This is a genomic window from Paraburkholderia sp. BGA-UO-ETr-F21, assembly GCF_059567925.1.
The window spans coordinates 978,904-1,004,070 of sequence record NZ_JCAQOY010000040.1; the positions used below are offsets into that span (position 1 = coordinate 978,904).

Annotated in this window: 24 protein-coding genes; 14 read left to right on the forward strand and 10 right to left on the reverse strand. The window is 63.3% G+C overall.

The window, feature by feature from the left end:
* The first annotated feature begins 159 nt into the window (after window positions 1-159).
* From AC57B1_RS36855 to AC57B1_RS36865, 3 genes are all read left to right on the forward strand, one after another.
* A complete protein-coding gene (locus tag AC57B1_RS36855) occupies window positions 160-1,560 on the forward strand; it encodes an FAD-containing oxidoreductase (protein ID WP_496420155.1) in 1,401 nt (466 codons plus the stop codon).
* A 27-nt stretch (window positions 1,561-1,587) separates the two neighbouring features.
* On the forward strand, window positions 1,588-1,956 hold the full coding sequence (locus tag AC57B1_RS36860) for a cupin domain-containing protein (RefSeq protein ID WP_496420156.1): 369 nt from the start codon (window positions 1,588-1,590) through the stop codon (window positions 1,954-1,956).
* Window positions 1,957-2,097: 141 nt separating this feature from the next.
* Complete coding sequence (locus tag AC57B1_RS36865) at window positions 2,098-2,673, forward strand: TMEM175 family protein (protein ID WP_408347547.1); 576 nt, start codon at window positions 2,098-2,100, stop codon at window positions 2,671-2,673.
* A gap of 7 nt (window positions 2,674-2,680) precedes the next feature.
* On the opposite strand, the gene AC57B1_RS36870 is transcribed toward AC57B1_RS36865, so the two are convergent.
* The 6 genes from AC57B1_RS36870 to AC57B1_RS36895 form a co-directional block, all read right to left on the reverse strand.
* Window positions 2,681-3,508 (reverse strand): ABC transporter permease, encoded by an 828-nt coding sequence (locus AC57B1_RS36870; protein WP_408184578.1) that lies wholly within the window; start codon window positions 3,506-3,508, stop codon window positions 2,681-2,683.
* Between the two features lie 36 nt (window positions 3,509-3,544).
* Window positions 3,545-4,798 carry an ABC transporter permease subunit gene (locus tag AC57B1_RS36875; protein WP_408300688.1) on the reverse strand — a complete coding sequence of 418 codons (1,254 nt, stop codon included), beginning with the start codon at window positions 4,796-4,798 and terminating at the stop codon, window positions 3,545-3,547.
* Between the two features lie 37 nt (window positions 4,799-4,835).
* Window positions 4,836-5,882, reverse strand: a complete 1,047-nt coding sequence (locus tag AC57B1_RS36880) for an ABC transporter substrate-binding protein (protein ID WP_091792814.1) — start codon at window positions 5,880-5,882, stop codon at window positions 4,836-4,838.
* Between the two features lies 1 nt (window position 5,883).
* Window positions 5,884-7,065 (reverse strand): ABC transporter ATP-binding protein, encoded by a 1,182-nt coding sequence (locus AC57B1_RS36885; protein WP_408347550.1) that lies wholly within the window; start codon window positions 7,063-7,065, stop codon window positions 5,884-5,886.
* Window positions 7,066-7,094: 29 nt separating this feature from the next.
* Window positions 7,095-8,258, reverse strand: coding sequence for an SRPBCC family protein (locus AC57B1_RS36890; RefSeq protein ID WP_496420157.1), 1,164 nt, complete (start codon window positions 8,256-8,258; stop codon window positions 7,095-7,097).
* Between the two features lie 182 nt (window positions 8,259-8,440).
* The gene (locus AC57B1_RS36895) at window positions 8,441-9,367 is read right to left on the reverse strand and encodes a LysR family transcriptional regulator (protein ID WP_408347556.1); all 927 of its coding nucleotides are present in this window, start codon (window positions 9,365-9,367) and stop codon (window positions 8,441-8,443) included.
* A gap of 261 nt (window positions 9,368-9,628) precedes the next feature.
* Between AC57B1_RS36895 and AC57B1_RS36900 the strand changes: the two genes are divergently transcribed.
* The 11 genes from AC57B1_RS36900 (at window position 9,629) to AC57B1_RS36950 (ending at window position 22,106) form a co-directional block, all read left to right on the forward strand.
* The gene (locus AC57B1_RS36900; RefSeq protein WP_496420158.1) at window positions 9,629-10,972 is read left to right on the forward strand and encodes a flavin-containing monooxygenase; all 1,344 of its coding nucleotides are present in this window, start codon (window positions 9,629-9,631) and stop codon (window positions 10,970-10,972) included.
* 59 nt (window positions 10,973-11,031) lie between these two features.
* On the forward strand, window positions 11,032-11,469 hold the full coding sequence (locus AC57B1_RS36905; protein ID WP_496420159.1) for a RidA family protein: 438 nt from the start codon (window positions 11,032-11,034) through the stop codon (window positions 11,467-11,469).
* 10 nt (window positions 11,470-11,479) lie between these two features.
* Complete coding sequence (locus AC57B1_RS36910; protein ID WP_496420160.1) at window positions 11,480-12,157, forward strand: DUF1028 domain-containing protein; 678 nt, start codon at window positions 11,480-11,482, stop codon at window positions 12,155-12,157.
* Complete coding sequence (gene argE, locus AC57B1_RS36915; RefSeq protein ID WP_496420161.1) at window positions 12,150-13,319, forward strand: acetylornithine deacetylase; 1,170 nt, start codon at window positions 12,150-12,152, stop codon at window positions 13,317-13,319. The genes AC57B1_RS36910 and argE overlap by 8 nt, the downstream gene beginning before the upstream one ends.
* Window positions 13,320-13,752: 433 nt before the next feature.
* Window positions 13,753-14,715 carry an alpha/beta fold hydrolase gene (locus AC57B1_RS36920; protein ID WP_496420162.1) on the forward strand — a complete coding sequence of 321 codons (963 nt, stop codon included), beginning with the start codon at window positions 13,753-13,755 and terminating at the stop codon, window positions 14,713-14,715.
* 14 nt (window positions 14,716-14,729) lie between these two features.
* Entirely contained in the window at window positions 14,730-15,299 is a 570-nt protein-coding gene (locus tag AC57B1_RS36925; protein WP_408347574.1) for a methyltransferase family protein, read from the forward strand.
* A 10-nt stretch (window positions 15,300-15,309) separates the two neighbouring features.
* Complete coding sequence (locus AC57B1_RS36930) at window positions 15,310-16,641, forward strand: glycosyltransferase (protein ID WP_496420163.1); 1,332 nt, start codon at window positions 15,310-15,312, stop codon at window positions 16,639-16,641.
* Between the two features lie 143 nt (window positions 16,642-16,784).
* Complete coding sequence (locus tag AC57B1_RS36935; RefSeq protein WP_091800267.1) at window positions 16,785-18,305, forward strand: DHA2 family efflux MFS transporter permease subunit; 1,521 nt, start codon at window positions 16,785-16,787, stop codon at window positions 18,303-18,305.
* Window positions 18,306-18,315: 10 nt separating this feature from the next.
* Window positions 18,316-19,302, forward strand: a complete 987-nt coding sequence (locus AC57B1_RS36940) for a glycosyltransferase family 2 protein (protein WP_496420164.1) — start codon at window positions 18,316-18,318, stop codon at window positions 19,300-19,302.
* A gap of 56 nt (window positions 19,303-19,358) precedes the next feature.
* Window positions 19,359-20,879, forward strand: a complete 1,521-nt coding sequence (locus tag AC57B1_RS36945) for an efflux transporter outer membrane subunit (protein WP_496420341.1) — start codon at window positions 19,359-19,361, stop codon at window positions 20,877-20,879.
* Window positions 20,880-22,106, forward strand: coding sequence for an HlyD family secretion protein (locus AC57B1_RS36950; RefSeq protein WP_408347583.1), 1,227 nt, complete (start codon window positions 20,880-20,882; stop codon window positions 22,104-22,106).
* 90 nt (window positions 22,107-22,196) lie between these two features.
* On the opposite strand, the gene arsH is transcribed toward AC57B1_RS36950, so the two are convergent.
* The 4 genes from arsH to AC57B1_RS36970 form a co-directional block, all read right to left on the reverse strand.
* Window positions 22,197-22,961, reverse strand: a complete 765-nt coding sequence (gene arsH / locus AC57B1_RS36955) for an arsenical resistance protein ArsH (RefSeq protein WP_496420165.1) — start codon at window positions 22,959-22,961, stop codon at window positions 22,197-22,199.
* Window positions 22,961-23,383 (reverse strand): arsenate reductase (glutaredoxin), encoded by a 423-nt coding sequence (arsC, locus tag AC57B1_RS36960; protein ID WP_091792828.1) that lies wholly within the window; start codon window positions 23,381-23,383, stop codon window positions 22,961-22,963. Before arsC ends, arsH begins: the two co-directional genes overlap by 1 nt.
* Complete coding sequence (gene arsB, locus AC57B1_RS36965) at window positions 23,380-24,465, reverse strand: ACR3 family arsenite efflux transporter (protein ID WP_496420166.1); 1,086 nt, start codon at window positions 24,463-24,465, stop codon at window positions 23,380-23,382. Before arsB ends, arsC begins: the two co-directional genes overlap by 4 nt.
* 128 nt (window positions 24,466-24,593) lie before the next feature.
* Window positions 24,594-24,926 (reverse strand): ArsR/SmtB family transcription factor, encoded by a 333-nt coding sequence (locus tag AC57B1_RS36970; RefSeq protein WP_408300664.1) that lies wholly within the window; start codon window positions 24,924-24,926, stop codon window positions 24,594-24,596.
* Between the last annotated feature and the right edge of the window lie 241 nt (window positions 24,927-25,167).

Here is a 25,167-nt window from a genome sequence, read left to right on the forward strand (position 1 = left end):
GCTTTGCGGACCGTGAGAAGCAATAGTGCGGAGCAGTTGGCATTCGAATGACAATTAGTCGGTGATCAGCAACCACCGGCAACCGGCAACGCAGCGTGGCGATTCGAGAGGCTGAGGGTAAGATGCTACGACATGCATCCCAGCTTCCGGAGAGTTGCCATGTCACAGCACTTCGATGCAGTCGTGATCGGTACGGGACAAGGCGGCGCGCCGCTTGCCGTGCGTCTTGGTCAAAGCGGCCGTAAAACCGCGGTCATCGAGCGCGGGGCCTTTGGCGGCACGTGCGTGAACGTCGGCTGCACCCCGACCAAATCCTACGTCGCCAGTGCTCGCGCGGCGCATGTCGCGCGCCATTGCGCGGAACTCGGCGTGCAACTGAGCGGTGCGGTCAGCGTCGATCTGGCGGCCGTCAAGGCGCGCAAGGACAGGATCATCGGGCAGTCGCGCGACGGCGTCGAGACATGGCTGCGCGGCGCGAAGAACGTGAGCGTGTTCACAGGCCATGCGCGCTTTACCGGCCCCCATACGCTTTCGGTTAGCGGACCGGACGGCGAACTGCTCGACGAGTTCAGCGCCGACGAAATCTTCATCAACACAGGTACGCGCGCCGTCGTGCCGCCGCTCCACGGTCTCGAGCGGATTCCGTACTACACGAACTCCAATCTGCTCGAACTGACGGAATTGCCGGGGCATCTGGTGATCGTCGGCGCGAGCTATATCGCGCTCGAATTCGCGCAGATCTTTCGTCGCTTCGGCAGCCGCGTGACCGTGCTGGTGCGCGGCGAACGCGTGCTCACCCGCGAGGACGCCGACTTCGCCGAATCCGTGCAGAAGGTGCTCGCCCGCGAGGGTGTCGAGTTTCACTTCGGCGTGCAGCCTTCGCGAGTCGAGCCGCATCCGCATCACCCGAACGAGCTGTGTATCGGCTTCGAGCAGAACATTCCCGCGCTCGAAGCGTCGCATCTGCTGTTCGCCACCGGCCGTGAACCGAATACCGACGACCTCGGCCTCGCGGCCGCCGGCATCACGACGGACAAGCACGGCACGATTCCCGTGGACGGCCAGTTGCGCACCAACGTGCCGGGCGTGTGGGCGATCGGCGACGTCAACGGGCGTGGCGCTTTCACCCACACTTCCTACGACGACTTTCAGATCGTCGCGGCCAATCTGCTCGACGGCGGCGCGCGCACCGTGGACACACGCATCATGGCGTATGCGGTGTTCGTCGATCCGCCGCTTGCGCGTGTCGGCGCTTCGGAGGCCGAGGTGCGCAAAGCGGGCCGCGATGCGCTGATCGCCACTATGCCGATGTCGCGCGTGGGCCGCGCGCGCGAACGCGGCGAGACCGATGGCTTCATGAAGGTGATGGTCGACGCGCAAAGCAAGCAGATTCTCGGGGCGGCCATTCACGGCATTGAAGGCGATGAGGCGATTCATACCTTCATCGACATCATGACGGCGGGCGCGCCGTATCCGACTTTGCAGTACGCCATGCATATTCATCCGACCATCAGTGAACTGGTGCCGACCTTGCTCGACGGGCTCAAGCCCATGAAGTGAGCGGTACGCACAAGCGGAGCAGCCACGATGAAGCGTGTGATGCGGAGCGGCAATCTGTTCGACCGCGGCGCGTCGGCGGGCGGGAGCGAGGGCGAAGGAGAGGGCGAGCAGGTCGACGCCCTGGTGGAGCAGGGTGGCGTGAGCATCGAGCGGATCGTCTCGATGGGGCACGCGAGCCCGCCGGGCTTCTGGTACGACAGTCCTCGCGCCGAGTTCGTCGTGCTGCTGAGCGGCGCGGCCACGCTCGAATTCGAAGGCGAGGCCGAGCCGCTTTCGATGAAGCCAGGCGATCACGTGCTGATCGAAGCGCATGGCCGGCATCGGGTGGCATGGACAAGCGACCGGGAGCCCAGCGTGTGGCTCGCCGTCTACTACCCGGACGACGCTTCGCGCTGAACACGGCACGCGAGTCGAACCCGGCCGGATCGACAAATCGTCACGGCTTCGCGGATAATCGGCAGCGGCGCGGGTCGCCCGCGGAGTGCGGGCCGCCTTGGCGCGCAACCGCATTCAACACCATCATCAGGAATCCAATCCATGGGCAAAGGACGTGTCGAAGCCTTCAGCGATGGCGTGATCGCCATCATCATCACGATCATGGTGCTCGAGTTGAAGGTGCCGGAAGGCTTCGATCTCGCGGCGCTGCGCCCGGTGCTCCCCGTGTTCTGCGCGTATGTGCTGAGTTTCATCTACGTCGGCATCTACTGGAACAATCATCATCACATGTTCCATGCCGTGCAGAAGGTCAACGGCGCGGTGCTGTGGGCGAACCTCCATCTGCTGTTCTGGCTGTCGCTGCTACCGGCCGTCACGCACTGGGTCGGCGAAAACCATCTCGCCTCCTGGCCGACCGCGATGTACGGCGTGGTGCTGTTCATGTCGGCGATCGCCTATTTCATCCTCATGCGGGTGCTGATTCGCGAGCACGGCGAGGATTCGACTCTTGCCCGAGCCGTTGGCAATGACTTCAAGGGCAAGGTTTCGGTCGTGATCTATCTCACGGGTATCGCGCTGGCGTTCGTCGTGCCGTGGGGTTCGGCGGCGCTGTATACGCTCGCCGCCGCGTGGTGGCTGGTGCCGGATCGCCGTATCGAACACGTGATGGAAGCGTGAGCGCGCATCAGGTGAGCGCGCTGCTGGCCGCGGCCGCGCGGCCGCGCAGCCAGTTGATGCTCGCGAAGAGCAGCACGGCGAATACGATCAGCATCGTCGCCACGGCGAGAATCGAGGGGTCGATCGAGTCGCGAATGCCGCTCCACATCTGCCGCGGTACGGTGGTTTGATCCGGGCCGCCAATGAACAGAATCACGATCACTTCGTCGAACGAGGTCGCGAAGGCGAACACGCTGCCGGTTGCGACCGCCGGCATGATGAGCGGCAGCGTGACGCGCCGGAACGTGACCCAGGGCGCCGCGCCGAGCCCGGAAGCGGCGCGCAACAAACTCTGATCGAACGACAGCAGCGACGCGGTCACGGTGATCACGACAAACGGCGTGCCGAGCGCCGCGTGCGCCAGCACCACGCCGGGATACGAGTTGACGAGGCCGAGCGGCGCGAAGATCAGATAGAAGCCCGCCGCGACCACGACGATCGGCACGATCATCGGCGAAATGATGATCGGCATGATCAGCGAGCGCAGCGGAAACTGCGCGCGCGAAAGACCCAGCGCGGCGAGCGTGCCGAGACACGTGGCGATCAACGTGGACGCCGCGCCGATGCCAATGCTGTTCAGCAGCGAGCGTTGCCAGTCCGCGCTCGTGAGCGCCTGCTCATACCAGCGGAACGAGAAGCCCTGCATCGGGTACGAGAAGTACGAACCCGAATTGAATGAGAGCGGGATGATGGCGAGAATCGGCGCAATCAGAAAGAAAAGCACGAGCGCCGTATGTACCCGCACCCAGCGTGTGGCGATGCGTTCCGTCAGCACCTTGTTGCGTTTGTCTTGCATGTCGTTCCTTCGTCGTGTGCGCGTGTTCGGCCGGGCTTAACCAAAGCGCAAGCGGTCGATACCGACGATGCGGTTGAACAGGAAATAGAAGATCGCCGTGAAAATCACCAGATAGGCCGAGAGTGCGCCGGCGAGTCCCCAGTTGAGCTGCGTGTTGGTCTGGATCGCAATGAGCTGACTGATCATCTCGTCGCCTGCGCCGCCGAGCAGCGCGGGCGTGATGTAGTAACCGAGCGCGAGCACGAACACGAGGAAGCAGCCGGCGCCCACGCCTGGCAGCGTCTGCGGTATGTAGACCCGCACGAACGCGGTGAACGGATGCGCGCCGAGCGATTGAGCGGCGCGCACGTAGACGGGCGACACGCTTTTCATGACCGAGTAGATCGCGAGAATCATGTAGGGCAGCAGCACGTGCGTCATGCCGATGAGCACGCCGGTGCGGTTGAAGATGAGTGGCAGCGGATGCGTGGCGAGGCCCAGACCCATCAGCAGGCTGTTGATGACGCCGCCCGGTTGCAGCAAAACGTACCACGCGGTCGTGCGTACGAGCAGCGAGGTCCAGAACGGCACGATCACGAAGAGCATCAGGCGGTTGCTGCTTTTCGCGGGCAGGTTCGCGAGCAGCCATGCCACCGGATAGCCGAGCACGAGGCACAGCAGCGTGACCGTGGCGCTGATCGAGATCGTGCGCAAGAAGGCCTGCCGATAAATCGAGGCATTGTCCGGCACGAACGCGACCGAACCTTGTGGCGTGACTTGCGCGTCGACGGCGGCGAGCAGATAGTCGGGCGTCGGCGACGCGGCGGCGCGCTTGAGCAGGCGCCAGGTTTCCGGCGAATTCCAGCGTTCGTCGAGTTCGACGAGCGCCGGTTTCCACGCGGGCGGCGCATCGGCGGGAAGCTGGCGCGCGGTGCGCATCAGCAGGCTGCGGAACTCGGCCTGCTCGAAGTTCAGCCGGCGCGCGACGGTGCCGAGTTGGCCGCTCTGCTGCGCTTCCTTGAGGCCCGCAGCGAGCAGGGCGAAGGTATGTTCGTCCGGCACGCCGCGGCCGTCCCACGCGTCGAGTGCGCGGGTCAATGCGGGCATGCTGCTGGACATTTCATGGTTCTGCACGCTGCGCGCGAGCAGCAGCGCGATCGGCGCGATGAACGTCGACACGAGGAACACGATGAGCGGCAGCGCGAGCAGCAATGCCCGCACCGATGCGCGGCGACGCGCTTTCTGAAATGAAGCGCCGCCGTCGGCTCTCGTCGGAGAGCCCAGGGATGAGGCGCGGGCCGGGGCGGGCATGCTGGTAGTCAAGTTGGGCTCTCGTCGGACGATGGGTTTATTGCGTCAGCCACACCTGGAAGCGCTTGTTGATCTGGTCCGCGTTGTCGGCCCAGAAGCCTGCGTTGATCTGCAGCGCGCGCTTGAAGTTCTGCGGTGAGGTCGGCAGATCGGCGAGGCGCTGCTTGTCGACGAGCGCGATCGCGTCCTTGCGCGGCGGCGCATAGGCGATGTACTTCGACAAATCCGCATACGCCTTCGGCTGGGATGCGGAGACGATGAATTTCGCAGCGGCGTCGGCATGCTTCGCGCCGGTCGGAACGCCCCACCAGTCGAAGTCGTAGACCTGTGCGTCCCAGACGGCCTTGAACGGCTTGTTGTCCTTCTTCGCGGCGTCGTCGATACGGCCGTTGTAGGCCTGCGTCATCACGACCGCGCCGTCCGCGAGCAACTGCGGCGCCTGCGCACCCGACTCCCACCACACGATGCTCTTCTTGATCGTGTCGAGTTTCTTGAACGCGCGATCCACGCCGGCGGGCGTGCCGAGCACTTTATAGACATCCTTCGGATCGACGCCGTCAGCGATCAGCGCCCATTCCATCGTTACCTTTGGCGATTTGCGCAGGCCGCGCTTGCCGGGGAATTTCTGCAGATCGAAGAAGTCGTTGACGGTGGTCGGCGCGGTCTTCAGCTTGCTGGCATCGTACGCATAGACCGTGGACCAGACCATGCTCGCGACCGCGCAATCGCTGATCGAGCCGGGAATGAAGTCGCTCGTCTTGCCGAGCGACTTCTTGTCGAACTTCTGCAGGAGGCCTTCGTCGCAGGCGGTGATCGCGTCGTTCGTTTCGAGGTCGATCAGGTCCCACGTGGTGTTCTTCGCCTGCTCCATGGCGGAGAGCTTGGCGAGACCGCCGTCGTACGATTCGGTCGAAAAGCCGATGCCGGTGGCCTGCGTGAACGGTTCGAAATAGGCCTTTTTCGCGGCCGCTTCATATGCGCCGCCGAAGGTCACGACGGAGAGCGTCTCCGCGGCCTGGACGGTCACGGTGGCGAATGCGAGTGCGGCGAGTGCGGCGCTTTGTGCTTTGTGAAGAGTGCGCATTTCAGTTGGCTCCTGCGGCTGCTGTAGTGATGATGGAAGGTGACGGCGGTGTGGATACGTGGAGCGAGGGCGCGCTGCGTGGCGCGGCCGCCGCGAGAATCTTGCAGTCGTCGTGGCGCCAGGCGACGTCGATCTCGTTGCCGGGCGAAGGCAGCGCGTGGCGCTGCGTGTTGGGCACTTTCACGACGAGGGAATCGCGCGAACCGAGCTTCAGGTGGACGCGATGGTGATCGCCGCAATACACCAGTTCCTCGACGCGCGCACGCACCACGTTGCTGTTTTCGTCGACGTGCAGGCCTTCCGCGCTCGGGATATGCGCGCGCTCGGGGCGCAACGCGAGCATCGCTTCGTCGCCCGCGCGCAGACCGGGTTCGCAACGGCCGCGAATCACGCTGCCGTCCGACAGCGCGAGCGTCGCCCAGTCGTCGCCCACATTGACGACACGTCCGCTCAACCCGTTGTTCTCGCCGACGAAGTTGGCGACGAACGCGTTCTGCGCGTTCTCGTAGAGTTCGCTCGGCGTGGCGGCTTGCTGGATGCGGCCGTCCGAGAACACGGCGACGCGATCGGACATGGTCAGCGCTTCGGCCTGATCGTGCGTCACATAGACGATCGTGAGCGACAGCTCGCGATGTAGGCGCATGATTTCGTATTGCATGGTTTCGCGCAGGCGTTTGTCGAGCGCGCCGAGTGGTTCGTCCATCAGCACGACGCTCGGCTCGAACACGAGCGCGCGCGCGAGCGCCACGCGCTGCTGCTGTCCGCCCGAGAGTTGCACGGGGCGCCGGTTCGCCAGATGCGGCAGCTCGATCATTTCGAGTGCGCGCTTCACGCGCGTTTTCTGTTCAGCGCGGCTCACGTGCCGCACGGAGAGCGGAAACGCGACGTTCTCCGCAATCGTCAGATGCGGAAAGAGCGCGTAATTCTGAAACACCATGCCGATGTCGCGTTGATGCGGCGGCTTGTCGTCGAGCCGGCGGCCATCCAGGCGGATCTCGCCGTGCGTGGGCGATTCGAATCCCGCGAGCATCATGAGCGTGGTCGTCTTGCCCGAGCCGGACGGGCCGAGCAGCGACAGGAATTCTCCCTTGCGCACGTCGAGGTTCAAATCGTCGACGACATTTTGCGTGCCGTCATACGTTTTGCTCACGCCCGAGAACGAAATGAAGGAAGGGTTTGACATCGTGATTGCGTCCTGTCGGTGAAGCGGGTTCAGTGCGCGCCGAGCGTCGCCGTGGCGACTTTGCTCGCAAGATAGAGCGCGAAATCGTAGTTCGGGCGTTCGAGATGACTCAGATGGCCGGGTTTCGCGAGCGGCGCATGCACGCCGCGAAAGACGGCTTCCACGCCGCGTTTGTCTTCGGCGTTCACGTCGTCGAGCAGCTTCTTCAACGTCGTCATGTGCGCGTTGGCCGCGGGATCGGCGATGAATTCGGGCGCAAGGCCGCCGCCAAAGCGGATATGCACGCGCCCCACGCCTTGAGGCTGCAGCACGAGATACCAGAAGTAACCTGGCGTGAGCGTGACGAGATGCGTCGGGTAGATGGCGAGCAATGCCGTGGTCTTGCGCCAGTGTCCCGTGAGACGTGTGTTATCCGGATGCGCATTGCCGATAGGCAAGCTCGCTTCCTTCGTGATCCAGTGATAGTTGAAGGCGGGATAGCCCGGCGGGCATTCCATTTCGTCGAGCCGCGAATGCGGGCCTACCGTCGCGCGATGCAGCATCGGCAGGTGATAGCTCTCCATGAAATTTTCCGCGAGGATCTTCCAGTTCGTGTCCCACACGTGCTCTTCATAGAAGGTTTCAATGTAGTCGGACATGCCGTATGCGCCAACCAGTTCGCCCAGTTTGGCGAGCTGCAGGTGGACGGGCGGCGCGTTCTGGTCGAGTGTCACGTAGAGCCAGCCTTGCCATTCTTCGCAACGCACGGCGGGCAGTCTGTAGGCTTCCTTGCAGAAGCCCGCTTGCCGGTCCATGAGCGGTGCGCCTTGCAGCGCGCCGTCGAGGGAATAGTTCCACGCGTGATACGGGCAGACGATACGACGCACATTGCCGCGCCCTTCGAGCAGCACCGACATGCGATGCAGGCACACGTTCGACATCGCCTTGAGCTGCATCTGTTCGTCGCGCAAGATCACGATCGGTTGTGCGCCGATACGCGTGGTCAGGTAATCGCCTGGCGCTTTGAGCGCACTGGCGCGGCCCACGCATTGCCATTCGCGCTGGAAGATCGTGCGCTCTTCCAGCGCGAGGAATTCAGGCGACGTATAGACACCGGGCGGCATTGCATGCGCATCGCCGAATGACCGCTCGCAACCCGTCTGCAGTTCGTCGACCAGCGCTTGCACTGCAATCGTCTCTGACGGGTGGGCCATGGTGTCCTCCTGGGTTCATCACGGTAAGAGCGCACCAGCACGAGGCTTTGTGGCGTGGCGCTCAACATGGACACAAATCTATCAAGCCAAATTGCAAGCCAAAATATTGTTTTTAGATACAAAGCAAAGTTTTTACCTATACAGCGGCGGCCCGTTCGACGCGTGTAAGCGCGCTTTGCCGATCAATCGTCGAGATGCAGTCGCCGAATGTACGTCTCGCAGAACGACGCGAAGCGATGCACGACCTGGCGCGGTTTCATCGTACGTGACTGCGCAATGCCGAGCATCGTGGCGTTGACGTTGTCTTTGAAACGTTTAATGACGAACTCTTCACCGTCCACGGTGCGATTCGATTTGAGCGGAAAGTTCAGCAGGCTATAGCCGAGACCGTTGGCCACCATGCCGCGCACGACCTCCGGCTGCGACGAGCGGAACGCGGGCACAGGGCGGTTGCCCACCGCATCGAAGAGCGCGGCGAAATACTCGCGGCTGTGTGGCAGATCGAGCATCACATATGGCTCGGGCAGGAGGTCCGCGAGCGATACCTTGCGGGCGCGCGCGAGGCGATGCGTGCGCGGCAGAATCGCATATGGTGGCAGCGACAGCAGCGGCGTGAAGGCGATGTCCTCGGTCAGGTCGAGGCTATAGGTGAGGGCGATGTCGAGCGAACCGTCGTGCAGGCCACGCAGGAGGCCGTCCTGATGCGCTTCGACAGTGCGAAACGATATGCCCGAGTGCTCGGCCGTGAAGCGGCTGATAAGCCTCGGCATGAGCGGCGGCGCGAGCGAAACGAGGCAGCCGAGCGCGATGGCGCCCGTCATGCCGCCGTCCATTTCCTTCGCGGCCATCTGCAATTCTTCCGCTATCTTCAGCAGATTGCGCGCTTGCCCAAGCAGATCGCGTCCCGCTTGCGTGAGCGAGAGTCCGCTTGCGTGATGCCGTATGAACAGTTGCACACCGAACGACACTTCGAGGTCCGCGAGTGCCGTCGAGATGGACGGCTGCGAAATGTGCAGACGCTTCGCGGCGGCGGTGAAGGACAGCGCCTCCGCCGTGACCACGAAATAACGCAACTGGCGCAACGAGTAGCGCAGGGGGTGGCTCTCCATCGACAACGCTCCATCTCAGGGCCTTCAATGGATGGGATTGTGCGACGGCCAAAAAGACATGCATAGGAAAATCCGATGCTATGCATTTTTTAAATATATTTTTCAGATTCGGGACGGGCGCGTAGATTTTCACCGACACGAACGGCCCAAGGCGGAACGCGCCATCGAAAAACACGACTGGGTCCGCCACGGTGGCGAGCGCTCGAAGGCCGCGAGGCCGCCACCGAATCGAAACATTCCGCCATTCAGAAGGACACAGCCATGACAGTGGAAACAACGTCAATCGATACGCTCGTGGTCGGTGCCGGCCAGGCCGGCATCGCCATGAGCGAACACCTGAGCAGGCTCGGCGTGCCACACCTCGTTCTGGAGCGCGATCGAATCGCCGAGCGCTGGCGCACGGGACGTTGGGATTCGCTGGTCGCCAACGGCCCCGCATGGCACGATCGGTTTCCCAATCTCGAGTTCGCGGAGGTCGACCCTGACGGTTTCGCGCCGAAAGAGCAGGTCGCGGACTATTTCGTCGCCTATGCAAAGAAGTTCGATGCACCGATCCGCACCGGCGTGGAAGTCAGGAAGGTCGTGCGCAATGCGGGACGGCAGGGCTTCACGATCGAAACATCGGAGGGCACGATCGAGGCCAATCGCGTGGTGGTCGCCACCGGCCCTTTTCAACGCCCCGTGATTCCGCCGATCGCGCCGCAGGATTCGAGTCTCACGCAGATTCATTCCGCCGACTACCGCAATCCCGCGCAATTGCCCGAAGGCGGCGTGTTGGTGGTGGGCGCGGGATCGTCAGGCGTGCAGATCGCCGACGAGTTGCAACGCGCGGGCAAGCGCGTCTATCTGTCGGTTGGCGCGCATGATCGCCCGCCGCGCGCCTATCGCGGCCGCGATTTCTGCTGGTGGCTGGGCGTGCTCGGCGAATGGGACGCGGAAGTCATGAAGCCCGGCAGGGAACACGTCACCATTGCGGTGAGCGGCGCGCGCGGCGGCCATACGGTGGACTTCCGGCGTCTCGCGCAGCAGGGCATCACGCTCGTCGGATTGACGAAATCGTTCGAGCATGGCGTGGCGACCTTCGAAACGGATCTGGCGGAGAACATCGCGCGCGGCGACGAGAACTATCTGTCGCTGCTGGACGCGGCCGACGCTTATGCGGCCCGCAACGGCCTCGATCTTCCGCAAGAGCCCGAAGCCCGCATCATTCCCGCGGATCCGGATTGCGTGACGCATCCGTTGCACGATCTCGATCTGGCTAAAGCCGGCGTGACGTCGATTGTCTGGGCAACCGGCTATGCGCTCGATTTCAACTGGCTGAACGTCGACGCTTTCGATGAAAAGGGCAAGCCGAAACATCAGCGCGGCGTGTCGAAGGAACCCGGCGTCTACTTCCTCGGTCTGCCGTGGTTGTCGCGTCGTGGCTCCGCGTTTATCTGGGGCGTGTGGCACGACGCGAAGCACATCGCGGATCACATCATCACGCAGCGCAAATATCTCGCGTATTACGACGGTGCGCAGTCAGATGCACAGCACGGCCGCGACGAAAGCGGTGACAATACTTCCGGCCATTCACCCGTTCATAAAGTCAGCGCGATGGGCTGAACTGATGTGCATGCGTCTTTAATCCGCGATCCATTTCTTCCTAGCATTGAGGTGCATTGATGAGCCAACCTACGCACACCCGTATCCGCATGTTCAACACGAAGGATACGTATCCGAACCAGACGCTCGACAACGATCTTTGTCAGGCCGTGCGCGCCGGCAACACCGTGTATGTGCGCGGTCAGGTGGGCACGGATTTCGACGGCCGTCTGGTCGGCCTCGGCGATCCGCGCGCTCAGGCCGAGCAGGCAATGAAGAACGTCAAGCAGTTGCTCGCGGAGGCGGGCAGCGATTTGTCGCACGTCGTCAAGACGACGACGTTCCTGACGGACATCCGTTATCGCGAGCCGGTCTATCAGGAAGTCGGCAAGTGGCTGAAGGGCGTGTTTCCGATTTCCACGGGCCTCGTGGTGGTCGCACTGGGTCAGCCGCAGTGGTTGATGGAAATCGATGTCGTCGCCGTCATTCCGGATGGATGGACGCCGCCGGCGGCTTAAGGAGCGGGACATGACATTCTCTATCGTCGGACGGTGTGCCAAGTCCGGGCAGCTTGGCATCGCGATCAGTTCGTCCAGTATCGCGGTGGGCGCGCGATGCCCGTGGGTGCGCGCAGGCGTGGGCGCGGTGGCGACGCAGAACGTCACGCTGCCTGCGCTCGGCCCGCAGGTTCTCGATCTTCTGGAGAAAGGACAGTTGGATCCGGCCGCGGCATTGGAGCAAGCGCTCGGCGGGAGCGAGTGGAGCGAGTACCGGCAGGTGACGGTGATCGATAGCCAGGGCCGCACGGCTTTCTTCAGCGGCAAGGAAGCGCTGGGCACCTATCACGCTGTTGCCGGCGCGCAATGCGTCGCGGCGGGCAACATGCTCGCTGGTGTCGAAGTGATCGAGGCGATGGTTCCTGCGTTCGAGCAGGCAGCCGGCACGCTGGCCGAGCGCCTGCTCGCGGCCATGCATGCCGCGATGGCCGCCGGCGGCGAAGCAGGCCCCGTGCATTCCGCGGCGCTCAAGATCGTGGGCGAGCCGAGCTGGCCGATCGTCGACTTGCGCGTCGATTGGGCGGATGAAGATCCCATCGGTCAGCTCGACGGTCTATGGCAGGCTTATCGGCCGCAGATGCAGGACTACATCACACGCGCGTTGAATCCGACCGCCGCGCCCAGCTACGGAGTGCCAGGCAATGAATGACCGATCGAGCCGTGCGCTGCTCGAACGGCTGATCAGTTTCGCCACGGTCAGCCGCGACTCCAATCTGGAGATGATCGAGTTCATTCGGACTTACCTCGAGGAACTGGGTGTCGAGTGCGAGCTGTTCTACAACGCCGAGCGCACCAAGGCGAATCTGTTCGCGACCATCGGTCCGTGTGAGGGAGGCGGCGTCGTGCTGTCCGGGCACACCGACGTGGTGCCTGTTGACGGCCAGCCGTGGACCGTCGATGCATTTCGTCTCACTGAACGCGAAGGGCGGCTGTATGGCCGCGGCACGGCCGACATGAAAGGCTTTATCGCTTCAGTGCTGGCGGCGGTGCCCATGTTTATCGAACGGGAACTGAAGCTGCCGGTGCACCTCGCGTTCTCGTACGACGAGGAAGTAGGATGCCTCGGCGTGCGTTCCATGCTGGCGGACCTGGAGCAGCGGCCGCACAAGCCGGCTCTGTGTCTGATCGGCGAGCCTACCGAGCTTAAGCCGGTGCTGGGTCACAAGGGCAAACTGGCAATGCGCTGTCACGTGAAAGGCGCGGCATGTCATTCGGCTTACGCGCCTTATGGCGTCAACGCGATTCAATACGCCGCGCGGATGATCGGTCATCTGGAAGAGATCGGCGAGCAGCTGGCGCAACCCGAGCATCACGACGAACGCTTTGATCCGCCGTTCTCGACCGTGCAGACGGGTGTGATCAAAGGCGGGCGTGCGCTCAACATCGTGCCGGCCGAATGCGAATTCGACTTCGAAGTGCGCGCGCTGCCAGGCTTCAATGCGCACACGGTGGCCGACCAGTTGCAGACCTACGCCGAAGCCGAGTTGCTGCCGAAGATGCGCGCCGTGAAGTCCGACACCGGCATCCGCCTTCAGCCGCTTTCCGCCTATCCGGGATTGGCGACATCGCCCGATAGCGAAGCGGCGCGGCTTCTCGCGCTGCTCAGCGGCTCCACTGAATTCGGCACGGTCGCATTCGGCACCGAGGGTGGGCTCTTCGAGCAGGCCGGCATTCCCACGGTGGTCTGCGGCCCGGGCAGTATGGACCAGGGGCATAAGCCCGACGAGTTTGTCACTGTCGAGCAATTGCGCGATTGCGATGCGATGTTGATTCGCCTCGCGGACTACCTCTCGAGCGAATCCTTTCATTAATATTTCGCTTCCCGATTTCGAACATTCGCTCAATGATTTTTTAGCTTTTATTTTTGAAACATGTTAAAAAGCATTCCGTTATCGTATGTTGACATCAAGGCTTCACGCGAAGCGGCAACACTGGCGTCGACGAATGACAAGCAGTAGCGATTGAAGTAATGCTTTTCAATTAAATATAAGAAATATCACGAGGCATCGAACGCTCGATTGAAGCGGCCTGAAGTCAGGCGCGCTGCGGGGAGCGGGCAGGCATCATGTCCTGTGATGCGTGTGTTCGGTGCAGCAGCGGTCGTCGCGGATCGGATTTGCCGGCGTAAAGGTGTAATGGCAAGTCGCATGGGCCTGATCCACGGTAGTACGGCCGCAAGGCGTTCGCTCGCGCGGACGCGGTGTCAGTACGCATTTGCCTCGGGCAAGTGCCTGCGAATACGCCATGCCCATCGAAAAACTCCTTGTTCCGCTACCGGCGGGCCTGAAAGTCTACGTTGAACGTCACGTATTCGATCCGGCCTTCGAGAGTGTCATTCTGATCAACGGCGCGTTAGCCACCACGGCGTCGTTTGGACAGACAATCAAATACCTCGGCGAACGCTATAACCCAATCTGTTTCGATTTGCCCTATGCGGGGCAATCGAAAGCGCATAACGAATGCGGCTTCATTCTTACCAAAGACGATGAAGTCGACATTCTGTTGTATCTCATCGGCTTATTCGAGCCGGGCTTCCTGTTGTCGGTGTCCTGGGGCGGCGTGGCGTCGCTGCTCGCGCTCTCGCGAGCGCGCACGAGCGTGCGCCGCGCGGTGATCGCGTCGTTCTCGCCGCTGCTCAACGAGGCCATGACCGCGTACGTGACCGCGGCGCGCGACTACATCGCCGCGGGCGAAAACCTGAAGGCCGCGCAACTGCTCAACGACACCGTGGGCTGTCATTTGCCGCGGATCATGAAGCTCTACAACTACCGCTATCTGTCGACGCTGCCGCGTGACGAGCAGCACCAGGTGGCGTTTCATGTGGACCAGATTCTGGCGATTCGCCCGGAGCAGTATCTGCACGAATTCAGCAACATAGACTGCGGGCTGAAGTTCATCAACGGCGAGCTCGATGCGTACACCACGCCCGACGACGTCCGCTCGCTCGGCCATCATCTGAAGCGTGCGGAGTTCGCGACCATCGATCAGGCCGGGCATTTCCTCGATCTGGAAGGGCGCGCCGCGCTGCGTCAGGTGCGCACGGCGATTATGGATTACTTCGGCGCCGCGCCGGTTCAGCAACCCGTGCGCGCGCTCGACTGCTTCGACGGGCCGAGCGGCCGCGCTTCGCTCCCGCTCGTGCCCGACCCCGCCATCGCGAACGTCGCAACTCCCGCGTTGCAGACCGCTGCCGATCACTCGTTCTAACAGGTCGAACCATCGTGAATATCGCTCAGAGCATCGCCATCGTCGTACCGTGGACAGTGTGGCTGCTGTACTGGATCGCCACGTCGAACCAGGTCAAGGAGACCGCGCGAAAAGAGGCGTCCGTGTCGCGCACCTTGCAGTCGATTCCGCTGATCGCCGGCGGCGCGCTAATCGTGCTGCCGGACTTCAATGCCGCGGCGTGGTCGTTCGACTCGCATTCGATCGGTGCGCTGCAATTCGCCGGCCTTGCCGTGCTGCTTGCCGGCCTCGCGTTTTCAGTGTGGGCGCGCCTGCATCTCGGCACCAACTGGAGCGTGTCGGTCACGCTGAAAGAAGATCATGAACTGGTGCGCAGCGGCCCGTACGGGCTCGTACGGCACCCGATCTACACCGGTTGCCTGCTGGCGCTCGCGGGCGGCGTGCTGATCGGCATGCAATGGCGCGGCGTGCTCGGCCTGCTACTGATTTTCGCTTCGCTCGCGTACAAGGTGCGGGTGGAGGAGAGCTGGCTGACCGGCCACTTCGGCCGCGCCTATTCGCAGTATCGCCGCGACGTGGCTGCGTTGATCCCAGGCCTCTTCTGAGCTGCCGGGCATGACGAGAGTCATCATCACGGCAATCGGCTCCGCGGGCGACGTGCATCCGCTGCTCGGCATCGGCGCGGCACTCGCGGCGCGCGGACACGAGATCGTGTTCTGCACGCATCCGCCGTTCGCGGAAGCGGCGACGCGCCGCGACTTCATGTTCGTGCCGATCGGCACGGCTGCGGACTACGCCGACGCGATGGCGAATCCGGCGCTATGGAATCCGCGCACGTCGTTTCGCACCTTGTGGGCGGTCATTGCGCCGACCCTGCGAGCGCATTTCGACACGCTGGCATCACTGACCACTCCCGATACGGTGCTGGTGGGCACGTTATGGGCTTTTTCCGCCCGGCTGATGCAGGAGCTATACCGGATCCCGTTCGTATCCGTGCAGGTGTCGCCGTCCACCTTGCTTTCCGCGCACGCTCCGCCGACCCATCCGCGGCTCACCATTCCACGATGTTTGCCGCTCGCGGTAAAGGCTGCGCTGATGCGTTCGATCGAACGGTACGCGCTCGACAAGGTGTGCGGTCCGGCGCTGAACGCGTTGCGCGCGGAGCTGGGTCTCGAACCGGCCACGCGCATCTTCGGCAAATGGTTGCATTCGACCGATCGCGTGCTCTGTCTTTTTCCCGACTGGTTTGCGCAGCCGCAGCCCGACTGGCCGTCTCCGTATTGCATGAGCGGCTTTCCGCTGTTCAACGACACCGTTGCGTGCGCACCCGATCCGCAACTCGACGCGTTTCTCGCCGCGGGCGAACGGCCCGTGGTTTTCACGGCGGGCTCGACGCTGATCGATCAGGCGCGTTATGCGCGAGCGGTGCGCGACACGCTCCGCGAGAGCGGGCTGCGCGGCATTCTTTTGCGGCCCGACGCGCCTGTCGAGAATCGCGCCGCTGCGAATGAGGCGAGTTCGTTCTCCACGTTGATCGAGCGCCGCTATGTACCGCTGCAGAGGCTGTTACCGCGTTGTCGCGCGCTGGTGCATCACGGCGGCATTGGCACGGCGGCGCTGGCGTATGCCGCCGGTATCCCTCAAGTCGTGACGCCATTCGCACACGATCAGTTCGACAACGCGCAGCGCGTCGTCGCGAGTGGGTGCGGGGTTCGGGTGGATGGACCGATCGAGGCGCGGACGTTGACCCGCGCGCTCAGGCAGGTGCTCGGGAGTCCGTCGATTGCGACGCAGTGTGGGCGCGTGCACGACCGGCTCGCCGCGTCGCCGGATGGATGCGAAGCGGCGGCGCGCGAGATCGAGGGTTTCATGCAGACGGGCTTGCGCGCGGCCGCCGGCACTCGCGTGTTGTCGCCCGCGTTGGCGTTGAGCGGGCAGGGCGTATGAGCGCCGCAGCGCGAATGCCGGAGGGCGCAGGGTCAAGCGATGACGCGCGAGGCGGCTCGGCCCGTGACGCGCGCGCCGGCGTGGACAGCGGGCGCGAAGAACGCAACGAGCACAACGAGCACAACGAGCACAACAATCGAACCATGCGCGGCGCCCGCCTCGCGTTGCTCACCTTTGCGCTTTCGCTCGCGACTTTCATCGAGGTGCTCGACTCGACGGTGACCAACGTCGCGGTCCCCGCCATTTCGGGTGGCCTCGGCGTGTCCAATAGCCAGGGCACGTGGGTGATCAGTTCCTACTCGGTCGCGGCCGCAATCGCGGTGCCGCTGACAGGCTGGTTATCCAGACGGGTCGGCGAAACCCGCCTCTTTCTCGCGGCGGTGATTCTTTTCACGCTGACGTCGCTCCTCTGCGGCGTGGCCGGCGACTTTCATCTGCTGGTCGTGTGCCGCGCATTGCAGGGCCTTTTTTCCGGGCCGATGGTGCCGCTCTCGCAAACCATCCTGTTGCGTACGTTCCCACCCGACAAGCGCGTGGTGGCTCTTGCGCTGTGGGCGATGACCGTGCTGCTCGCGCCGATCCTCGGGCCCGTGGTCGGCGGCTGGATTATCGACAGTTTCTCGTGGCCGTGGATCTTCCTGATCAATCTGCCGATCGGCATCTTTTCGTTCGCGGTGTGCATGACACTGCTGCGTCCCGATACCCGCAACGCGCACGGTGCGAAAGCCGCGCCGGTCGATCTGCCGGGCATCGTGCTGCTGATCGTCGGCGTCGGGTCGTTGCAGGCCGTGCTCGATCTCGGCCATGACCGGGGCTGGTTCGATTCGCCGCTGATCCTGACGCTCGCCATCGTCGCCGCGCTTGCGATCGTGTCGCTGTTGATCTGGGAAGCGGGCGAGAAGGATCCGGTGATCGATCTCAGCCTGTTTCGCGACCGCACGTTCTCGTTTTGCGTGCTGATCATTTCACTCGGGATGATGAGTTTCTCGGTAGTCGGCGTGATCTTCCCGTTGTGGCTCCAGGCCGTGATGGGCTACACCGCGTTTCAGGCCGGGCTCGCCACTGCTCCGCTCGGCATACTCGCGCTGGTGTTCTCGATTCTCGTCGGCATTTTCTCGGCGCGTTTCGACGCGCGCGTGCTCGCCACGTTCGGCTTTCTGATCTTTGCGGGCGTGCTGTGGTGGGACGCGCACTTCACGCTGACGATGACCTTTACGCAGATCATCACGCCTGGCCTGATTCAGGGCATCGGCCTGCCGTGCTTTTTTATTCCGTTGACCGCCGCGACGCTCTCACGCGTGTCCGACGACAAACTCGCTGCGGCGTCCAGTCTGTCGAACTTTCTACGCACGCTGTCGGCGGCCTTCGGTACGGCAATGAGCGTGACGCTGTGGGACAACCGCGCGCTGTATCACTACGACGTGGTTGCGCAGTCGGTGGCGAAGTCGTCCGGCAACACGCAGCGCTTCGTTCAGATCCTGCACGGCATGGGTATCGACGGCGCGCGCGAACTGAGCACGTTGCACCACATCGTGCAGCAACAGGCGTACATGATGGCGACCGGCGACATGTTCTACATGGCGAGCATCACCTGCCTCGTGCTCGCCGCGATGATGTGGCTGACGCGTCCCAAACGCGGCGCCGCGATGACCTTAGGTCACTAGGAGCAGAGTCATGACGATCCTGGGCGCGTTGATCATCCTGTTTCATCCGGGCGAGGCGCAGTTGATGCGAGCCGTGGCGATGCGCGACGAGTGCGACCGCCTGCTGGTGGTCGACAATTCTCCGCAGCCGGACAGTCGCGCGGCCCTGGTGCTGGGCGAAGCAGGGATCGAGCTGCTGCATCACGGCAATCGCCACGGCATTGCCGGTGCATTCAACTGCGGCCTGCGTGTGCTGTTCGAGCGGGGCGCGGATGCGGTCGCGCTGTTCGACCAGGATTCCGAAGCGCCGTCCGGCTATTTCGACGTGATGCGCGACCGGTGTGCGTCGGTGAACGGTACTGCGTTTATGGCCGGCCCGCGCATCTTCGATGAAAACGATCAACGCTTTCTGCCGGAACTGTCGACCAGCGGTCTGGGTGTCGAAAGATTGTCGTTGCGCATGGATGCTGGCTTGCAGCGCTGCGCGTTCCTGATCTCGTCGGGTTGCGTGATTTCGCGTGAAGCGTTCGCGCGGCTCGGCCGCTTCGACGAATCGCTGTTCATCGATCACGTGGACACCGAGTATTGCCTGCGGGCGCTCCTGTGCAATGTGCCTGTCTACATCGTGCCGTCGCTGGTGCTATTGCATCGGATCGGCACGCGCCACCGCCATCAATTAGGCCCCTTCGAAGTGACGACGATGAATCACCCTGCATTTCGCCGCTATTACAGCGCGCGTAACGCAATGCAGCTGGCGCTGCAATATGGACTGCGTCTGCCGGTCGCGGTCGTACCGAACCTGTTGACGCTATGGCAGATCGTGCAGATCGTGCTGCTGGAGAAACACAAGCTCGACAAACTGAATGCGATTGCGCTGGGTCTCATAGATGGATTGTTCGCCCGGATGGGGCCGCTTGGAGAAACCCGGCCTCGGCTCGCGGCCAGAGCGGCGATGGCGGCCGCCGTGAATACGCCAGCGGCTACTGAAGGTGCGATGCCTCGCACGCACCACTCATGAAGCAGCCGATGCGACGCCTGATGCGCCACCTCATTCGCCACCTCATTCGCCACCGCATGCGCCATTCGTGCGCCTTGCTGCTGATTGCATCGGCACTGAGCGGCTGCGTCAGCGATGCGGGCCTGCATGCGAACGTTCAGCCTCGCAAACCTTCCGCCGATGCGCTCGCGCAAACCGCCGGTCCGGGCACCCACGGCGCGTGGCCCGCGCCGGACTGGGTCGGGCGGTATCGCGATTCGCAACTGGATGAACTGGTCGCCGAAGCCCTGCAGAATAATCCCGACCTGCAGGTCGCGAAGGCACGCGTGAGCGCCGCGCAGGCGCAGCTCGAACAGTTCGCGTCGCTGACGGGCCTCACGGGCACGGCGGTGGCCACCGTGAGCAAAACCCGCTTGCCTCAGCCGGCGGATGTGGCCAACGTTTCAGTCGGCGGCCAGCAGATTCCGGTGCAGGTGTTCAACGACCCGACGGTGTCGCCCGCCGCGCTGATCGCGGGGTTGAGCTATCAGCTCGATCTGTGGGGCAGGAATGCGGCGCTCTCACGCGGTCTGCTCTCGTCGCGCGACGCGGCACGGATCGATGCCGAGCAGGTGCGGCTCACGCTGACAGTCGCGCTGGTGACGCTCTACTGCGAACTCGACCGCGCGTTCGCGATGCAGGACATTCTGCGGCAGAAGCAGCAGGCGGCGGAGCGGGTCGATACGGTGTTGCGCGAACGTAGCGCGCGCGGCCTCGATAACGCCTACGACGCCGCGGATGCAACGCTCAAGCAAAGCCGGCTCGCCGCGCAGCAGGCGCTCAACGACGAGCGCATCACGCTGACCGAGTTGCAGATCGGCGTCATGACGGGGCGCGGGCCGGAGCGCGGTTTGTCGCTTCATCGGCCGCAACTGGCCGAGGCGGCCGACGCGCCGATGCCGGCGCAACTGCCTGTCGATCTGCTGGGACGTCGCCCCGATATCGTGGCGGCGCGGTTACGCGCCGAAGCGGCACTCGCGAGCGTCGATGTCACGCGTGCGCAGTTCTATCCCGACGTGAATCTCGTGGCGTTTGCCGGCTTGACTGCGTTGACGCCTGCCGCGCTGTTCTCGCGCGCGGCGATGACCGGCTCGATCGGCCCGGCCATCTCGTTGCCGGTGTTCGACCGGACCCGCCTGCGCGCGCAACTCGGCGGCGACTATGCGAATGTCGACGCGACGGTGAGCCTCTACAACAAGACCGTCGACGAAGCGCTCGGCGAGGTCGCGCGTCAGCTCACTTCATTGCGCACGGTGGACACGCTCACGAACGAGCAGACTCGCGCGGTGGATGCAGCGGCTCGCATCGTCGCGATTGCCGAGGAGCGGCACCGGCGCGGTATCGGCATGCAGAAAGACGTGACGCTCGCCGATCTCTCGCTGCTCGACGAACGCGCGCAACAGGTCGATCTGCAGGGCCGCCGCAGGCTGTTGCAGGTTGCGCTGGTCGGCGCGCTCGGCGGCGGCTTCGACGAACGCAAGGTGGCCGGCGCACCGCTCTCGCACTATCAGACTACTTTTCCCTCTCACGCGCGCATTACGGATACGCACTTCGATTGAATGCACAACGATAAACAGGCACATGATGCCGCCGGCTGGACCGAGGAACAGGTCAACGCGGCAAACGTAGCGCACGGCGCGCGCGATCGCATCCGGGCGACGCGCCGGCGTCGCTTCGCCATTTTCTTCGGCATGGTGGCGCTCGCCGGCGCCGCATGGGCGACGTGGTGGGGGTTGAGCGCGCGCTTCTTTGAAGAGACCGACGACGCCTACGTCGCCGGCAATATCGTCCAGATCGCCGCGCAGATACCGGGTACTGTCACCGATATTCTGGTGGACAACACGCGCCAGGTGCGCGCGGGCCAGCCGCTCGTCAGGCTCGACGACGCCGAAGCGGCCGCGGCGTTCGCCCAGGCGCGCGCGCAACTGACGCTGGCCGTGCGGCAGGTGGCGAACGCAACGATTTCGCGCAAGCTGTACGTGCAATCCATCGACGCGCGGCGTGCCGAACTGGCGTTGGCGCAGCGCGCGCTGGCGGCGCGCGACCACGCGTCAGTCGAAGTCGTGTCGCCGGAAGAACTGGCGCGCGCCCGCGAGGCGGTGGCCGTGGCGCAGGCGAATCTGGCTTCGGCGCAGGTTCAGCTGGACGCCGCGCGCGCGCTCGGCGGCAAATTCCCGGTCGAGGCGAGCCCCCCCGTTCTGCAAGCTGCGGCGCAATTGCGCCTCGCTTATCGCAATCTGCAACGCACGACTATCGTGTCGCCCGTCGACGGCACGGTCGGCCAGCGCTCGGTACAGATCGGTCAGCAGGTCGGGCCGGGTCTCGCGCTGATGTCGATCATTCCGCTCGAACGGTTGTGGGTCGAGGCCAACTTCAAGGAAGGGCAGATCCGCAGCATGCGCGTGGGGCAGGCGGTGCGCATCGTGTCGGATGTGTACGGCTCGCAGGTGGTGTATCACGGCCGCGTCGAAGGCTTTTCGGCGGGCACGGGTAGCGCATTTTCGATGCTGCCGTCGCAGAACGCCGCCGGCAACTGGATCAAGGTCGTGCAGCGCGTGCCTATCGTGATCTCGCTCGACCCGGCTGATCTCGCCGCGCATCCGCTGCGGCTCGGCTTGTCGATGCAGGTGTCGGTGGATACGCATGTGCGCAGCGGACATCTGATCGGCAACGATACGCCGGCGCCGACGCAAAGCACGCGTGTGCATGACAACGTGTCGCGCGATGCGGACGCGTTGATCGAGAAGATCATTCGGGAGAATAGCGACCGCGGCGGTGACAGTTAGCGATCCGCGGCGTCACGGTTTACCGCACCACGAACGAACTGCACAACGGCGAGCGTCCATGCCGCGACAGCTCGCCGGCCGGCGTCGCGATCACTCCGTTTCATTGTCGTCGGTGTCCGCATTGGCGGTCGCTGCTTCCTGATTCATGGCGGCGGCTGCGAGTGTCGTGGCAAGCTCCGGGTGTGTTTCCTTCCGCTCGCTGTAGCGATCTGTCAGATAGTCCGACCTGTCACGCACCAGCAGCGTGAACTTGTACAGTTCCTCCATCACGTCGACCACGCGGTCGTAGTACGCCGAGGGCTTCATCCGGCCGCTTGCGTCGAATTCCTGCCAGGCCTTCGCCACCGACGACTGATTCGGAATGGTCACCATACGCATCCACCTGCCGAGAATGCGCAACGCGTTCACGGCGTTGAACGACTGCGAGCCGCCGCACACCTGCATCACCGCGAGCGTACGGCCTTGTGTTGGGCGAACGCCGCCGCTTTCGAGCGGTAGCCAGTCGATCTGGTTCTTGAATACGGCCGTCAGCGTGCCGTGACGTTCCGGGCTGCACCAGACCTGTCCTTCCGACCATTCCGAGAGTTCGCGCAGTTCGACCACCTTCGGATGGTCGGCCGGCACGCTGTCCACCAGTGGCAAACCGTGTGGATCGAAAACCCGGGTTTCCGCGCCGAAATGGCGCAGGATGCGTTCGGCTTCGAATGTGAGAAGCCGGCTATATGAGGTGGCGCGTAACGAGCCGTACAGCAGCAGGATTCGAGGTGCGTGTTGCGAAACCGTGCCCGGTTCGAGCTTGCGCAGATCCGGCGTGTCGAGGTGCGGCGCGCTGACGTTGGGGAGATCCTGCGGCATTAAAGGAGCCTCCGTCCTTCGCTATCGACAACCTGCTCGCCGTCTTCTTTCGCGAATGAGCCCTGCTGCGCGGCTGGCAGGATATCGAGCACCGCCTCGGACGGACGGCACAGGCGCACACCAAGCGGTGTAATCACAAACGGACGGTTGATCAGGATCGGATGTTCCAGCATGGCGTCGAGCAACTGCTCATCGCTCAGGGATGCATCGCCCAGACCCAGTTCCGCGTAGGGCGTGCCCTTTTCGCGCAGCGCAGCGCGTACGGTCAAGCCGGCGCGAGCAATGAGCTGCTTCAGTGTCTCCCGCTCAGGCGGGGTCTTCAGATACTCGATTATTTCCGGCTCGATCCCGGCATTGCGGATCATGGCTAGCGTGTTGCGCGACGTGCCGCAGTCGGGATTGTGATAGATCGTGACGTTCATAGCGGTTCCCCATTGCTGATGTGTTTCGCTTCGTACCAGTGCTGAGAACGGTTGACAATGCCGACGACGAACAGCATCACCGGCACCTCGATCAGCACACCGACCACCGTGGCGAGCGCCGCGCCGGAATGAAACCCGAACAGGCTGATTGCCGTGGCGACGGCCAGTTCGAAGAAATTGCTGGCGCCGATCAGACTGGACGGCCCCGCAACACAATGCGCGACGCCGAGCCGGCGGTTCAACAGGTACGCAAGGCCGGAGTTGAAGAACACCTGAATGAGGATCGGCACCGCGAGCATGGCGATAACGAGCGGCTCCCGGATGATCGCTTGCCCCTGAAACGCAAACAGCAGCACGAGTGTCGCGAGCAAGGCGCTGATCGAATAGGGGCCCATGCGTGCGACCGCCTGGCGGAAATGCGCGTCGCCCCCGGCCAGCAGATGCCGGCGCAGAAACTGGGCGAGCACCACGGGGATCACGATGTAGAGTCCGACCGACATGAGCAGCGTATCCCACGGCACCGTGATCGCGGACAGGCCGAGCAACAGCGCAACAAGCGGCGCAAAAGCTACGATCATGATGGAGTCGTTCAGGGCGACTTGCGAAAGCGTGAAATACGGATCGCCCTTGCAGAGTTGCGACCAGACGAACACCATCGCGGTGCAGGGCGCGGCGGCCAGCAGAATCAGGCCTGCGATATAGCTGTCGAGTTGATCGGCGGGAAGCCACGGCGCAAACACATGACGGATGAAAATCCAGCCGAGCAGCGCCATTGAGAATGGTTTGACGAACCAGTTCACGAACAGCGTGACACCAATGCCGCGCCACTGGCTCTTGATCTGGGACATAGCCGCAAAGTCGATCTTGACCAGCATCGGGATGATCATCACCCAGATGAGTGCACCGACCGGCAGATTGACCTGCGCCACTTCCATGCGGGCGATTGCCTGGAAGAGCAGGGGAAGCAGTTGGCCAAGGAGGATGCCACCAACGATGCAGAGCGCGACCCAGACCGTCAGGTAACGCTCGAAAAATCCGATAGCCGGTCGTTCGCCACCGGCCGCTGTATTAGTGCTGCTCATTAAATTCCTCTACACGGCTTGCGCCAACGTCAGGGATTGCTGTCTGAATCGCTTTGTGATCGAACAGGGCACGGCGAAGCCGGCTGTTGTCACTCAGATTCTCAATCGCGATAGGGATGCGCCACGCGTCATGCTTTGTCTGCGCAGCAGCCTGGCAGAGTGCTCGCCGCGCAGGTCTCTCCCGCGCAACAGTTCTCGGTCAGGAAGCCGATCAAACCGGTCATGGCGTCAAAGTTCGCCGTGTAGATGACGAACCGTCCGTCCTGTCGCGGCTTCACCAGATCCGCATGTGACAGATCTTTCAGGTGAAACGAAAGGCTGGAAGGGGAAAGCCCAAGCTGCTGGGCGATTTCACCGGCAGCCATGCCGTCCGGGCCGGCTACGACCAGCAGCCGGAAGATCGCGAGGCGCGATTCATGGGCGAGCGCGCTCAAGGCGCGTACAACGAGGTATGAGTCCATACCGTAACGATAGAGGTTTTGTTTCCATATTTCAAGTATTGTTGAAATGCAGATGAGGCGGGATGGGGCGGTGCTCGATAGGCGAGCGGTCAACCCCGCTCGGTGGCGGACCGCTGGTTTGATGCAGCGCTCGCGCCGACCAGAAGAATCTTTATTGTTTGAAAATATCAACAGTGGGTTCTTGTGTTGTCCCGCATTTTCGATAATGAATGTGAATGTTGTCCCGCCACGCGGGTGCGCA

What these genes read in the sequence shown, in the direction of transcription:
- AC57B1_RS36855 (WP_496420155.1), top strand. Translation starts at nt 160, where the DNA reads ATGTCACAGCACTTCGATGCAGTCGTGATCGGTACGGGACAAGGCGGC.
- AC57B1_RS36860 (WP_496420156.1), top strand. Translation starts at nt 1,588, where the DNA reads ATGAAGCGTGTGATGCGGAGCGGCAATCTGTTCGACCGCGGCGCGTCG.
- AC57B1_RS36865 (WP_408347547.1), top strand. Translation starts at nt 2,098, where the DNA reads ATGGGCAAAGGACGTGTCGAAGCCTTCAGCGATGGCGTGATCGCCATC.
- AC57B1_RS36870 (WP_408184578.1), bottom strand. Translation starts at nt 3,508, where the DNA reads ATGCAAGACAAACGCAACAAGGTGCTGACGGAACGCATCGCCACACGC.
- AC57B1_RS36875 (WP_408300688.1), bottom strand. Translation starts at nt 4,798, where the DNA reads ATGCCCGCCCCGGCCCGCGCCTCATCCCTGGGCTCTCCGACGAGAGCC.
- AC57B1_RS36880 (WP_091792814.1), bottom strand. Translation starts at nt 5,882, where the DNA reads ATGCGCACTCTTCACAAAGCACAAAGCGCCGCACTCGCCGCACTCGCA.
- AC57B1_RS36885 (WP_408347550.1), bottom strand. Translation starts at nt 7,065, where the DNA reads ATGTCAAACCCTTCCTTCATTTCGTTCTCGGGCGTGAGCAAAACGTAT.
- AC57B1_RS36890 (WP_496420157.1), bottom strand. Translation starts at nt 8,258, where the DNA reads ATGGCCCACCCGTCAGAGACGATTGCAGTGCAAGCGCTGGTCGACGAA.
- AC57B1_RS36895 (WP_408347556.1), bottom strand. Translation starts at nt 9,367, where the DNA reads ATGGAGAGCCACCCCCTGCGCTACTCGTTGCGCCAGTTGCGTTATTTC.
- AC57B1_RS36900 (WP_496420158.1), top strand. Translation starts at nt 9,629, where the DNA reads ATGACAGTGGAAACAACGTCAATCGATACGCTCGTGGTCGGTGCCGGC.
- AC57B1_RS36905 (WP_496420159.1), top strand. Translation starts at nt 11,032, where the DNA reads ATGAGCCAACCTACGCACACCCGTATCCGCATGTTCAACACGAAGGAT.
- AC57B1_RS36910 (WP_496420160.1), top strand. Translation starts at nt 11,480, where the DNA reads ATGACATTCTCTATCGTCGGACGGTGTGCCAAGTCCGGGCAGCTTGGC.
- argE (WP_496420161.1), top strand. Translation starts at nt 12,150, where the DNA reads ATGAATGACCGATCGAGCCGTGCGCTGCTCGAACGGCTGATCAGTTTC.
- AC57B1_RS36920 (WP_496420162.1), top strand. Translation starts at nt 13,753, where the DNA reads ATGCCCATCGAAAAACTCCTTGTTCCGCTACCGGCGGGCCTGAAAGTC.
- AC57B1_RS36930 (WP_496420163.1), top strand. Translation starts at nt 15,310, where the DNA reads ATGACGAGAGTCATCATCACGGCAATCGGCTCCGCGGGCGACGTGCAT.
- AC57B1_RS36935 (WP_091800267.1), top strand. Translation starts at nt 16,785, where the DNA reads ATGCGCGGCGCCCGCCTCGCGTTGCTCACCTTTGCGCTTTCGCTCGCG.
- AC57B1_RS36940 (WP_496420164.1), top strand. Translation starts at nt 18,316, where the DNA reads ATGACGATCCTGGGCGCGTTGATCATCCTGTTTCATCCGGGCGAGGCG.
- AC57B1_RS36945 (WP_496420341.1), top strand. Translation starts at nt 19,359, where the DNA reads ATGCGCCATTCGTGCGCCTTGCTGCTGATTGCATCGGCACTGAGCGGC.
- AC57B1_RS36950 (WP_408347583.1), top strand. Translation starts at nt 20,880, where the DNA reads ATGCACAACGATAAACAGGCACATGATGCCGCCGGCTGGACCGAGGAA.
- arsH (WP_496420165.1), bottom strand. Translation starts at nt 22,961, where the DNA reads ATGCCGCAGGATCTCCCCAACGTCAGCGCGCCGCACCTCGACACGCCG.
- arsC (WP_091792828.1), bottom strand. Translation starts at nt 23,383, where the DNA reads ATGAACGTCACGATCTATCACAATCCCGACTGCGGCACGTCGCGCAAC.
- arsB (WP_496420166.1), bottom strand. Translation starts at nt 24,465, where the DNA reads ATGAGCAGCACTAATACAGCGGCCGGTGGCGAACGACCGGCTATCGGA.
- AC57B1_RS36970 (WP_408300664.1), bottom strand. Translation starts at nt 24,926, where the DNA reads ATGGACTCATACCTCGTTGTACGCGCCTTGAGCGCGCTCGCCCATGAA.